This window comes from Alteromonas sp. ABH4_457, from assembly GCF_056160625.1.
Genome location: NZ_JBSWXN010000001.1, coordinates 140,313 through 152,811 on the forward strand (window position 1 = coordinate 140,313; position 12,499 = coordinate 152,811).

Sequence of the window (12,499 nt, forward strand, 5' to 3'; positions counted from 1 at the left end):
GTGAAACCGTCCCGCCGGTAGTCAAAGGTCAACGTATTTGATTCATAGTCCGGAGCCACTGCCACAAGTTATCAGGCAGCTATCAGCTGTTGCTCAGCGACAGCTGATACACGCACATGCCTACCGCGCTGGCGAGATTCAGTGATTCAATCTGGCCGTTGCCGGGAATGGTGAAGGCCTCAGCGCCGGCCCGGGCCAGTGCGTCTGCCGGTATACCACGGGCTTCGTTGCCAAACAGATAGCAGGGAAAGTCGTTGAACTGCGGGTCGCTGATGGCTTTACCGTTAAGATCAAGGCAGGCAAAGCGGGTAAAGCGTTGCTGACAATCATCCAGTGTAACATCGGTTTCTACCGGCAGATGGAAAATTGCCCCCATACTCGCACGCACCGCTTTGGAATTAAACGGGTCAACGCTGTTGGGGCTCAGCAGTAACCGGAAGCCTCCGAACCAGGCCAGAGAACGTAAAATAGTGCCCAGGTTTCCGGGATCCTGAATTTCATGTAAATAAATACTTCGCTCACAGGCTGTTTTATTTTCAGGTGCCACAGCATGGGCTGCCAGCGGCACTCTGGCAATCACACCCTGCGGAGTTTTGGTATCGCTGAGTGAAGCCATTTGCCGGTCTGTGACAGTTACCACATCAAAACGGGAGTCCAGCGCAATGCCACGGGAAAGCCAGCTTTCTGTTACGTACAACGTGACAGACTGTGCCATCAATGGCGAGCGTTGCAGTTCCTGAATTAAATGCTCACCTTCAACAAGATAAAAGCCAAACTGCGAACGGTATTTCTTCTGGTGCAGTTTTTTTACGTCGTCTAATTTCATGTGCAGGTAAGTTCCGGAAACAGTGTTGCAAAAAGCGGTAATAAGCTGCGCATTGTAGCCTGTAACCGCAGGGAAGTCAGGCCGGCTATGAAGTTTGTTGGTGCGCTGCATTTGCAAAACCGCTGCGCGTGATTACAATGAACGCCGTTTTCCCTTTAGCTACTGCAGAACTGACTATGGCCCGCTCAAAAACCAGCAAAAAATGGATGGAAGAACACGTTAACGATCCCTACGTTAAAAAAGCGCAGGCTGACGGTTACCGTTCACGGGCAAGTTACAAGCTTCTCGAAATTAATGAAAAAGACAAATTGTTCCGTCCCGGCAGTGTGGTCATGGATCTGGGCTCTGCACCCGGTGGCTGGTCCCAAATTGTGGGGCCCATCGTTGGTGACAACGGGCGGGTGATTGCGTCAGATATTCTGCCCATGGACAGTATTATCGGTGTGGATTTTATTCAGGGCGATTTCACTGATGAAGCCGTTTACGATCAGATCCTGAATACCCTCGGGGATGACCGGGTGGATGTTGTGGTGTCTGATATGGCGCCGAACATGAGTGGCGTAAATACCACCGATCAGTATGCGTCTATGTATCTGGTTGAGCTGGCTCTGGATATGGCCAGAAACGTATTACAACCGGGTGGCAGCTTCTGTGCAAAAGTGTTTCAGGGCGTAGGCTACGATGAGTACGTGAAAGATGTACGAACGTCATTTTCAAAAGTGGTGGTAAGAAAACCTGCGGCGTCCCGCCCGCGTTCCAGGGAAGTGTATCTGGTTGCTACGGGTTTTAAAGGCTGAACCGGGTTGTATGCGCCAGCGGCGGCGCATACTGCATGCTAAGCCTGTTTGTCGCTGCTCAGCGTTCCAGCAGCGGCAGTTTGTCCGGCACACCGTTCCAGCTGTCGGCATCCTCCGGCGGCGCAATTACCTCTGTAATATTCGGCCATTGCTGACTCAGTTCCGCATTGATTTCCTGCCAGGGCTTTTGCTCTTCGGTTAAATGGGTATCCTGAATAATCGCTTCGGCGGGGCATTCCGGCACACACAAAGCACAATCAATACAAATGGCCGGATCGATAGCCAGAAAGTTCGGACCTTCAAAAAACGCATCCACCGGACACACGGCGACGCAGTCGGTGTATTTGCACTTCACGCAGTTGTCGGTTACTACAAATGTCATGGTTTATCCGCATGTCTGAAAATGTGGGCGGATTATAAGTGTAAAGCAGAGGGATCAAAAGACAAATGCCGGTGAATGTCTACCGGATCGCCAGTATCTGCATTACACTATGCTGGCTCTGACAGACAGGCTGTCCGGCGAACCAGGAAATCCCTCATGTTGCGTTTAACCGATATAAAACTTCCCCTTGATCATAACGACGAAGCCTTGCCGCAGGCCATCATCAGTAAGCTTGGTATTGCTGCCAGTGATTTGCTTGAAACCAGTGTGTTTAAGCGCGGTTATGACGCCCGCAACAATAAAGATATTCAGCTGATTTACACCGTGGATGTGTCGGTAAACCATGAGGAAAAATTGCTGGAAAAATTTGCCTCTGATCAGCAGGTCAGAGTTACGCCGGATATGTCGTATAAGTTTGTTGCGCAGGCGCCGGAAAATCTGAATAGTCGCCCGGTGGTGGTGGGACTCGGCCCCTGCGGTATTTTCGCTGCGTTAATCCTCGCCCAGATGGGCTTTAAACCCATTGTGCTTGAACGGGGTAAAGCAGTGCGTGAACGTACTAAAGATACCTTCGGTTTCTGGCGCAAACAGCCTTTAAATCCCGAATCCAATGTGCAGTTCGGGGAGGGCGGTGCCGGTACATTCTCTGACGGCAAGCTGTACAGTCAGGTAAAAGATCGTAAACACTACGGACGCAAAGTGCTGCATGAATTTGTGGAAGCCGGTGCGCCGGAAGAAATTCTGTATGTGAGTAAGCCCCACATCGGTACATTCAAACTGGTGAGCATGGTTGAGAAAATGCGTCAGCAAATTATCGACCTTGGCGGTGAAATCCGTTTCTCTACGCGGGTAGAAAAGCTCGATATGGATGAAAAAGACGGCGAATATGCGGTGAAAGGCCTGCATTTGTCTGACGGCGGCTATCTGGCCTGTAAGCAGGTAATTCTGGCGTTGGGTCACAGCGCCCGGGACACCTTCCAAAACCTGTACGACCAGGGCGTATACATTGAAGCCAAACCTTTCTCTATCGGTTTTCGCATTGAACACGAACAGAGCATGATTGATAAATGCCGCTTTGGTGATAACGCCGGAAACCCCATCCTGGGTGCTGCCGATTACAAGCTGGTGCATCATTGTAAAAATGGCCGCACGGTGTACAGTTTCTGTATGTGTCCGGGCGGTACCGTGGTCGCGGCGGCCTCTGAACCGGGTCGTGTGGTCACCAACGGCATGAGCCAATACTCGCGTCATGAACGCAATGCGAACAGTGCCATTGTGGTAGGCATCACGCCGGAAGAAGATTATCCCGGTCACCCGCTGGCGGGGATTGAATTACAGCGCAGGCTGGAGGAAATGGCCTTTAAAGCCGGTGGCGAAAACTACCATGCGCCGGGCCAGCTTATCGGCGATTTTCTTGCCGGTAAGCCAAGCGCAGAATTGGGAGACGTCACGCCGTCTTATACGCCGGGCGTTACCCTGACAGATTTAAGCAAAGTGGTGCCGGGCTATGTCACTGAAGCTATCCGTGAAGCCATTCCTGCGTTCGACCGCCAGATAAAAGGCTTTGCCAAAGCTGATGGCACGCTGACCGGTGTGGAAACCCGTACCTCGTCTCCGGTTTGTATTAAGCGTGGTAAGGATTACCAGAGCGTGAACGTAAAGGGTTTGTACCCGGCCGGTGAGGGCGCAGGTTATGCCGGCGGGATCTGGTCTGCGGGCATTGACGGCATCCGCGTGGCAGAAGCGCTGGCTATGGCATTTACTAACCAGGTTGACTCACAGAGCTGACGATTTGCCGGTTGACGGGGATGGTGAGTAAATTAGCGTAGCTGGTAATCAGCGGTTTTTCTTCCGTAAATATAAGTCTAGTCTACTGTATAGCTTACCGGCCTCAACGGGTTTAGCGAGATGTTCATTAAAACCTCCATCAAGGTAGGTTTTGATGTCCTCTAACATCACGTTAGCAGTAAGTGCGAGTATGGGAATAGTGCTATTATCGCGGCGAATCTGTTTACAGGCTTCAAGGCCGTCTAATTCAGGCATCTGAATGTCCATCAAAATTAAATCAGGTTTAAATATTTGAGTTAGTTCAACGGCCTCATGTCCATTCTCCGCTACCCTGACTTCGGCATTGGTTTTCTCCAGCATTGATGTAATGATAACCTGATTAATATCATTATCTTCGGCAACGAGAATTTTTTTACCGGTGAGGTCAGGGGCATTGGCGTTTGATATTTTTATTGGCTCTGCCTTTTCGGCTTTTCCCAGAGGTAAAGTAACGGAAAAAGTAGTCCCTTTATCCTTCTGACTGGTCACCGTCAGTGTGCCATTCATCAGTTCTACAAGGCTTTTTGTTATGGCCATTCCCAAACCAGTACCGCCATATTTGCGGGTGGTTGAAGTATCTGCTTGTGTAAACCTCTCAAATAATCCGTCTATTACTTTTTGTTCCATACCAATACCTGTGTCGATAACCTGAATCGTCAACGCTGACGAGGCCGTGGTTTGCTCAGAGTACATTGCAACTGTGACGCTACCGGTATCTGTGAACTTTACTGCGTTAGAAATGAGGTTCGTGATAATTTGCTTTACTCTTACCGGGTCTCCCAACCAAACATCGTGTAGATTCTTTTGCAGGGAGCTTCGGAATACAATGTTTTTTGCCTTTGCACGGGGAACAAAATTGGAAGCGACCTCGTTTAACAGTTGTCTGATAGAAAATGCTATTTTTTCGAGGGATAACATCTCTGCTTCAATTTTTGAGAAATCCAGAATGTCATTAACAATTTTAAGCAGGTAGTAAGATGAAGTAAGCGCATTGCTTAAAAGTTTTCTGTCAGAAGACTTAGTCAATTCGTCTTCGAGTAACTGAAGGGTACCCAAAATACCATTCATAGGTGTACGAATCTCATGGCTCATTGAGGCCAGAAAGCGACTTTTGGCAATATTCGCAACTTCGGCCTTTCTTTTTGCTGCTTCCAGCTCCAGAGATTTTTTAACCCGATCAGTTACATCCTGAAATGTACCGAAAATAGAACTAATACTTCCTGTCGCGTCATGTTCTACCATCCCCTTACTATGCACATGTCGTATTTCACCGGACGGACGGACAATTCTTAATTTTACTTCCCAACCTTCTCCTTTTTCGACTGCCTCATTAACGTGATTCTGGACGATAGAAATATCGTCCGGATGGTAAAAATCGATGGCAGATTGCAGCGATGGTTCATAATCACTTTTACTAACGCCGTGAATGCGGTATATCTCATCGGACCAAAATACCTTTTCATTTACAACGTCAACACTCCAGTGTCCTAAGGAAGCAATCAACTCAGCTTGTTGCAACAAAGCTTTTTGTTTTCTGTCTGCTTCTTCTAATACCACCTTCCCGGTGATAATAGTCGCTGATGCGACTATTTCGGTATCTGAGGTGGCTTTTGCAAACCACTCAAGCCAGACATCTTCACCTGAGATACTTTTGTAGCGGTTCCGAAAACCCTCAACAGTGCGTTTACTATTGAAAAGTGCCGCCATCGTGGCGCTGGTGTCAGCCCGATCCTCAGGGTGTACGTAGGATAAAAAGGGCTGGTTCTTCAGTGCATCGAGACTCCAGCCTAAACTGACGACCCAATAGTTATTCAGATAAGTATAATATCCGTCCTTGTTCGCTTTACAGACAAGCGTATTGAGGGAATCTAACAGGGACTCAGTATCAGACATTATAGCACCTCTTCATTTCCTTTAATGGTGACGGGTAATACGTCTAAACTACAGACGAACATCGTGAACATCATTATCCCTTTAAATACAAATAAAAGAAAAAATAAATATTCCAGAATCTGCATTGAGGGGCTTATGTCATTGTAGCGCCAGATTTTGAAATCCCGCTAAGGTAAATTAAGTGAGCTTAACATTAAGGTAACATCGCCTTCTGGAGAACGCGTTCTTACACTATTTTTGTTCTTGCAACCATTTGGTTCAAATAGATAATTTATAGTGGTGATGGCTGTGATAGGAAAAATAGTGTTGTGAAGTTTATGTTATTCATTACCTCGTTGTCTTTTTATCGTTTTCGCAGCCGTTGATATTGCCGTTAATTTACTCTCCCTGCATTATCGGGCTATGCACTTTTCATCACTAACAGGGAGCGTAATATGACGTTTCAACCTAAACTCTCTTTAACCTTTTCAGCGATCCTGTCTGCACTCGTTCTGACAGCGTGTCAGCCACAACAACAAGATGTTGAAGACAAAGATATTCCGGTTCAAAAACATTCCGGAGATAAAAACTCAGTAAAAAGTGGATTAAGCGATCCTCTTGTTGAACATATTTATACCGCAGATCCTTCTGCACATGTTTTCAACGGACGCCTGTACATTTACCCGTCACACGATGTGGAATCAGGGATTCCCCAAAATGACAATGGTGATCATTTTGACATGCGTGATTATCATATACTCAGTATGGATGAGGTCGGCGGTGAAGTGACAGATCACGGTGTGGCTTTATCTGTGAAGGATATTCCCTGGGCCGGTCGACAATTGTGGGCTCCGGATGCAGCTTATAAGGACGGGACTTATTACCTCTACTTCCCCCTTAAAGACAAAAACGATGTTTTTCATATCGGTGCTGCCACAAGTGACAAACCTGAAGGCCCCTTCGTGCCAGAGGCTAAACCCATTGAGGGAAGCTACAGCATGGACCCTGCCGTATTTAAGGACGATGACGGGGCTTATTACATGTACTTCGGAGGCATATGGGGAGGACAACTACAACGCTATGAAGGCGGTTCCTATAATGCTGAAGATGTCTATCCCGCAGATAATGCACCAGCGGTAAAACCTCGTATAGCGAAAATGGCCGCTGATATGCTGTCCTACGCAGAAACACCTAAAGAAATTGATTTGCTGGATAAAGAAGGTAACCCAATTTTGCAAGGAGATAACGATCGCCGTTTCTTTGAAGCAGCCTGGATGCACAAATATAAGGGTAATTATTATCTCTCTTACTCTACAGGTGATACGCATAAAATTGTTTATGCGACGGGTGACAATCCGTATGGCCCGTTTACTTATCAGGGGGTGATTCTGCAGCCTGTTCTAGGATGGACCAATCATCATTCAATCGCTGAGTTCAAAGGAAAGTGGTACCTGTTCTATCACGATAGCTCATTATCAGATGGTCAAACTCACCTGCGAAGTGTGAAAATGACAGAGCTTACCTATAATCCGGACGGCTCTATCGTAACCATTGATCCTTACTTAGGGCAGAAGTGATGTTGGAATCAACTGCTCAGACGGCAAGTATGGATAAAGCCACGGAAGACAATATTAGTTTTGTTGTGTTTATTAGTATTGTTGCAACCATCGGTGGTTTTCTCTTCGGATTTGACAGTGGTGTCATTAATGGCACAGTTGACGGGCTGCAAAAGGCATTTAACTCACAAAGCGCCGGAACCGGGTTTAATGTATCCAGCATGTTACTAGGATGCGCAGCCGGCGCTTTCTTTGCTGGTCGTTTTGCTGACAAATATGGCCGCAGAACTTTACTGATTATCTCTTCGGTATTGTTCATTGTGAGTGCCTGGGGCTCAGGTGTTGCTACATCCTCTTTTGAGTTTGTAATTTATCGTGTAGCAGGCGGCCTTGCTGTCGGGGCTGCTTCGGTAATGGCACCAGCTTATATCTCGGAGGTCTCTCCTGCCCGGTACCGGGGAATGCTGACGAGTATTCAGCAAATTGCTATTCTGAGTGGTTTGTTCTCAGCATTTTTAAGTAACTACATTCTTGCCGGCGAAGCGGCAGGCTCGACAAATAAATTGTGGTTAAATTTTGAAGCATGGCGTTGGATGTTCTGGATAGAGCTGATTCCGGCTACTTTGTTTTTCGTAATGCTATGGTTTATTCCTGAGAGTCCAAGGTTTCTTGTTTCGGGTAATCAGCCAGAACGCGCCCGAAAAGTGCTCAGGAAGCTGCTTGGCGAAGATGCTGCACAAGAAAAGTTCATTGAAATAAAAAAATCACTTTCTCACGACCATCGTCCACAACTAAAGGATCTGTTTGATAAAACAGCCGGCAGAGTGCGCCCGGTTGTGTGGGTGGGTCTGGGTCTGGCTGCATTCCAGCAACTTGTGGGTATTAACGTAGTTTTTTACTATGGAGCAGTGCTATGGCAGGCCGTTGGCTTTTCTGAGTCTGACGCGTTACTTATCAACGTTCTAAGCGGAGCTATCAGTATTTCAGCTTGTGTGTTGACCCTCCTGGTCATTGATAAAATTGGACGCAAACCCTTGCTGAAGTGGGGATCGATAGGCATGACTCTGACTCTCGGTGTGCTGGTAGTCGCTTTTATGAATGCCTCTCAGGGGGCCGGCGGCAAACTCATACTTGGAGAGTGGGGTACATTAGCCCTGGTTTCTGCGAACCTGTATGTCTTCTTCTTTAATATGTCCTGGGGACCGGTTATGTGGGTTATGCTGGGTGAAATGTTTCCGAATCAGATACGAGGTTCCGGCCTGGCTGTCAGCGGTCTTGTGCAATGGACGTGTAACTTTATGATTACTATTTCCTTTCCAGTATTGTTGGCAGGGACCGGCCTGGCCGGCGCATACGGGCTGTATACATTTTTCGCATTGCTTTCAGTCATATTTGTCATTCGTTTCATACACGAGACGAAGGGCAGAGAGCTCGAAAATATGGAGGGGTAATCTGTTTCTTCAGATAAACCATTGAATGCAAGTTCCCATTTTGCCAGCGCATGTCGCTGGCTTTTTTTTGGTAAAGATTCAGACTTTTGAAGCAACGTGAGTGGGATAACTCAAAAAAACACAAAGGCAATAAACATTTTTCATAAAAAAAGTATGAGGTAGTTACCTTATTATTAACAATGAATTTATATGAGGTTAACTCTTGGTTTTCATGAAATAAGGTTAGTTATGCTGCTGCTCAGGATGCCTTATTGTTGCCGGATTAATATTACGCGTAAAATATTTTAAGGACGTTATGAAGTATCTGATCGTTTTTTTCCTGCTAGTGTCACAATGCGGATTTGCTTCAAATTTGTTCCACGGAGAAGATGGATACCGTCTCTGGCTCAAATACGATGCTATACAGCAATCTGAGCTGGTAAAAAGTTATACTGCATTGCTAGGAAATTACCATGTCTACGGTGATTCAGACACCATGCAGGTCGCCAGAGAAGAACTACAATTCGCTCTTGGTAACATGATAAATCGTTCCCGCCATGTGGGTGCGGACGAGGCCACTTTACTCGTGGCCAGTGGTGAAAATGCAACTCAACTCGCTGAGCGGTATTCCGTCAATATTGGCCGGGCAGAAGGGGAAGGTTACATTGTTAAACAAGTTACGGATAACAATGAAACAAAAATAGTGGTGCTGGCTAACACTGATGCCGGGGCGCTTTACGGGGTATTCAGACTTCTGAAAGAGGTACAGTTACACAAGCCTTTGCATGCACTTAATATCATATCGGCCCCAAAAATTTCCTTAAGAGTGCTCAATCATTGGGATGATCTTGATCGCCATGTAGAGCGTGGATATGCGGGGCAGTCTATTTGGGATTGGCACAAATTACCTGAATACCGGTATCAGCGGTATGTTGATTATGCCAGAGCCAACGCGTCAGTTGGTATCAACGGCACAGTACTTAATAATGTCAATGCGGACCCTCTCATATTGACTCCCCATTATCTTGAGAAGGTGAAAGTACTGGCTGATCTGTTCAGACCTTATGGAATTAAGGTTTATCTATCTGTGAAATTCAGTTCGCCGCAACTCATTGGTAATTTGTCCACATCAGATCCAATGGATCCCGAAGTTCAGCAGTGGTGGAAGGATAAAGTGGCAGAGATTTATGCTGATATACCCGACTTCGGCGGATTCCTGGTAAAGGCGAATTCTGAGGGACAACCCGGGCCGGGGGATTTTGGCCGTACTCATGCACAAGGTGCGAATATGCTTGCGAAGGCACTGGCTCCGTTTGCTGGAAATGTTATGTGGAGAGCTTTTGTCTACGCCAATGAGAAAGGCGAAGAGCGCTCCAAACAAGCGTATTCAGAGTTCACACCTCTTGACGGAAAGTTTGATGAAAACGTATTGGTTCAGGTAAAAAACGGCCCGATTGATTTTCAACCCAGGGAACCCTTTAGTCCTTTATTCGGTGCTATGCCAGAAACACCACTGATGATGGAGTTCCAAATTACTATGGAATATTTGGGATTCAGTACACATTTTGTTTATCTGGGCCCAATGTATGAGGAGGTTCTGCAGTCTGATACATATGCAAAGGGTGAAGGGAGTACGGTTGCTAAAGTTATCGATGGTGAACTGTTTGACCATAGGATTAGCGGCATGGCGGGCGTGTCGAATATCGGCACTGACCGCAACTGGACAGGGCATATCATACTGCAGTCGAACTGGTATGTGTTTGGTCGCATGGCCTGGGATCCTGAAAGCAAAGCGTCAGAGGTCGCAGAAGATTGGGTGCGTATGACACTCAGCAATGAAAAGAACGCAGTGGCAGCTATCACGAATATGATGATGACCAGCCATCAAACCGTGGTAGATGTCATGACACCGTTAGGCTTACATCACATCATGGGAGCTGGCCATCATTACGGACCAGGTCCCTGGGTTGATAGTCTCGGACGGGATGACTGGAATTCGACTTACTATCATCGTGCGGCGAAAGACGGTATCGGGTTTGACCGTACACCCGAGGGCGTGAATGCCACAGAACAATATTTTTCACCTTTAAAGGAGCTGTGGTCAAATCCCCAAAGTACACCCGAAAAATATCTGCTCTGGTTTCACCACTTGCCCTGGGATTTTGAGGTTGAATCCAGCGGCCGTCCATTGTGGGATGAGTTGGTTTACCGCTATTTTCAGGGCGCAGAACAAGTTAGTGAAATGGCCGCTAAATGGGATGATTTAGAAGGACAGATTGACCCTCTGCAATTCCGTCAGGTACAGATGGCGCTGGATATTCAGGAGAAAGAAGCAATTTGGTGGCGTGATGCATGTGTGCTGTATTTTCAACAATTTTCTGAGCGTCCCATACCGGCAAAGTGGTTTACACCAAAACACTCACTTGCCGAATTGAAAGCAAGATCTTTTCCCCATGCTCCGGGTCAGGGCTGACATGGTCTCAATAATGTTCACTGTATATTATTTTTTTTAAGGAGTCAGTCGATGAAAATTATCGACGCTAAGGTCATTGTGTGTTCGCCCGGCCGCAATTTTGTAACGTTGAAAGTGATGACTGATGAGGGGGTGTATGGCGTCGGAGACGCAACACTTAACGGTAGAGAATTGTCCGTTGTCAGCTATCTTGAAGATCATATTATTCCTACTCTTATCGGAAAAGATCCGCAACGTATAGAAGATCTCTGGCAGTTTTTGTATCGCGGCGCTTACTGGCGGCGTGGCCCCGTGGGAATGACTGCCATTGCTGCCGTCGACATTGCGTTATGGGACATTAAGGCCAAAATAGCCAACCTGCCTCTCTATCAATTATTGGGCGGGCGTAGTCGCGACAGGATCATGACTTATACCCATGCTGACGGCGTATGTATCGAGTCGACCCTGGATGCCGTTGGTAAAGCCATTGACGCAGGGTATCAGGCAGTACGGGTGCAGTCAGGGATCCCGGGTCTGGCAAGTACTTACGGTGTTGCCAAAGATGGCAGAAAATATGAACCGGCAGACGCTGACCTTCCATCAGAAAGTGTATGGAGTACGCATAAGTATCTGAATTTTATGCCTAAACTTTTCGGCGCCGTCCGCAGCCAGTATGGCGACGACATTCACTTGTTACATGATGTACATCACCGCTTAACGCCTATTGAAGCGGCCCGGCTTGGTAAGGAACTGGAGCCGTACCATCTGTTCTGGATGGAAGATGCCGTTGTTGCAGAAAATCAGGAGAGCTTTCGCTTAATTCGTGAGCATACGACTACACCTCTGGCAGTAGGAGAGGTATTTAATTCCATTCACGATTGCCGCTCTTTAATACAAGAGCAATATATCGATTATATCCGTTCGACGCTGGTGCATGCGGGTGGCATTACTCAAATGCGAAGATTAGCCGACTTTGCGAGTCTGTATCACGTTAAAACAGGGTTTCATGGCGCAACGGATTTGTCGCCTGTGTGTATGGGCGCGGCATTGCATTTTGATTACTGGGTACCAAATTTTGGTATTCAGGAGCATATGCCATATACGCGAGAGATGGAGTCAGTATTCACTTTCGATTATAAATTTGAAAGAGGTTTTTTCACTCCCGGAGAGTCAGCGGGCCATGGTGTGGATATTGACGAATCGCTTGCGAAAAAATATCCCTATAAGCGGGCAATGCTGCCTGTGAATCGTTTGGAGGATGGCACTTTGTGGAACTGGTAGAAATCCTTCAGCGGGACTTCATCTCAATTTTATTCGTGCTCTGATGGCGTTTTTTTACATCTTATTTACGTTTTGA

The 12,499-nt window shown here is 46.9% G+C and carries 9 protein-coding genes; 6 read left to right on the forward strand and 3 right to left on the reverse strand.

Annotated elements, in window-relative coordinates:
- Positions 1–82 precede the first annotated feature (82 nt).
- A complete protein-coding gene (locus ACXAGR_RS00575; protein ID WP_474847490.1) occupies positions 83–826 on the reverse strand; it encodes a TrmH family RNA methyltransferase in 744 nt (247 codons plus the stop codon).
- Between the two features lie 176 nt (positions 827–1,002).
- Here ACXAGR_RS00575 and rlmE point away from each other — a divergent pair, with 176 nt between their 5' ends.
- Complete coding sequence (gene rlmE / locus ACXAGR_RS00580; RefSeq protein ID WP_474848094.1) at positions 1,003–1,623, forward strand: 23S rRNA (uridine(2552)-2'-O)-methyltransferase RlmE; 621 nt, start codon at positions 1,003–1,005, stop codon at positions 1,621–1,623.
- A gap of 58 nt (positions 1,624–1,681) precedes the next feature.
- On the opposite strand, the gene fdxA is transcribed toward rlmE, so the two are convergent.
- Positions 1,682–2,005 carry a ferredoxin FdxA gene (fdxA, locus tag ACXAGR_RS00585; RefSeq protein ID WP_119502361.1) on the reverse strand — a complete coding sequence of 108 codons (324 nt, stop codon included), beginning with the start codon at positions 2,003–2,005 and terminating at the stop codon, positions 1,682–1,684.
- A 156-nt stretch (positions 2,006–2,161) separates the two neighbouring features.
- Between fdxA and ACXAGR_RS00590 the strand changes: the two genes are divergently transcribed.
- Positions 2,162–3,793 (forward strand): NAD(P)/FAD-dependent oxidoreductase, encoded by a 1,632-nt coding sequence (locus ACXAGR_RS00590; RefSeq protein ID WP_474847492.1) that lies wholly within the window; start codon positions 2,162–2,164, stop codon positions 3,791–3,793.
- A gap of 48 nt (positions 3,794–3,841) precedes the next feature.
- On the opposite strand, the gene ACXAGR_RS00595 is transcribed toward ACXAGR_RS00590, so the two are convergent.
- Positions 3,842–5,725: a PAS domain-containing hybrid sensor histidine kinase/response regulator gene (locus ACXAGR_RS00595; protein ID WP_474843256.1), complete on the reverse strand. Its 1,884-nt coding sequence runs from the start codon at positions 5,723–5,725 to the stop codon at positions 3,842–3,844.
- Between the two features lie 536 nt (positions 5,726–6,261).
- Between ACXAGR_RS00595 and ACXAGR_RS00600 the strand changes: the two genes are divergently transcribed.
- The 4 genes from ACXAGR_RS00600 to manD all read left to right on the forward strand — a co-directional run bounded on the left by ACXAGR_RS00600 (position 6,262) and on the right by manD (position 12,423).
- The gene (locus tag ACXAGR_RS00600; RefSeq protein ID WP_474848096.1) at positions 6,262–7,281 is read left to right on the forward strand and encodes a glycoside hydrolase family 43 protein; all 1,020 of its coding nucleotides are present in this window, start codon (positions 6,262–6,264) and stop codon (positions 7,279–7,281) included.
- The gene (locus ACXAGR_RS00605) at positions 7,281–8,711 is read left to right on the forward strand and encodes a sugar porter family MFS transporter (protein WP_474847494.1); all 1,431 of its coding nucleotides are present in this window, start codon (positions 7,281–7,283) and stop codon (positions 8,709–8,711) included. The genes ACXAGR_RS00600 and ACXAGR_RS00605 overlap by 1 nt, the downstream gene beginning before the upstream one ends.
- A gap of 295 nt (positions 8,712–9,006) precedes the next feature.
- Positions 9,007–11,163, forward strand: coding sequence for an alpha-glucuronidase family glycosyl hydrolase (locus ACXAGR_RS00610; protein ID WP_474847496.1), 2,157 nt, complete (start codon positions 9,007–9,009; stop codon positions 11,161–11,163).
- Between the two features lie 51 nt (positions 11,164–11,214).
- On the forward strand, positions 11,215–12,423 hold the full coding sequence (gene manD / locus ACXAGR_RS00615; RefSeq protein ID WP_474847498.1) for a D-mannonate dehydratase ManD: 1,209 nt from the start codon (positions 11,215–11,217) through the stop codon (positions 12,421–12,423).
- Positions 12,424–12,499 lie beyond the last annotated feature (76 nt).

Excerpts from the sequence above, each read along its gene's own strand:
- ACXAGR_RS00575 (WP_474847490.1), bottom strand. The coding sequence starts at position 826 with ATGAAATTAGACGACGTAAAAAAACTGCACCAGAAGAAATACCGTTCG.
- rlmE (WP_474848094.1), top strand. The coding sequence starts at position 1,003 with ATGGCCCGCTCAAAAACCAGCAAAAAATGGATGGAAGAACACGTTAAC.
- fdxA (WP_119502361.1), bottom strand. The coding sequence starts at position 2,005 with ATGACATTTGTAGTAACCGACAACTGCGTGAAGTGCAAATACACCGAC.
- ACXAGR_RS00590 (WP_474847492.1), top strand. The coding sequence starts at position 2,162 with ATGTTGCGTTTAACCGATATAAAACTTCCCCTTGATCATAACGACGAA.
- ACXAGR_RS00595 (WP_474843256.1), bottom strand. The coding sequence starts at position 5,725 with ATGTCTGATACTGAGTCCCTGTTAGATTCCCTCAATACGCTTGTCTGT.
- ACXAGR_RS00605 (WP_474847494.1), top strand. The coding sequence starts at position 7,281 with ATGTTGGAATCAACTGCTCAGACGGCAAGTATGGATAAAGCCACGGAA.
- ACXAGR_RS00610 (WP_474847496.1), top strand. The coding sequence starts at position 9,007 with ATGAAGTATCTGATCGTTTTTTTCCTGCTAGTGTCACAATGCGGATTT.
- manD (WP_474847498.1), top strand. The coding sequence starts at position 11,215 with ATGAAAATTATCGACGCTAAGGTCATTGTGTGTTCGCCCGGCCGCAAT.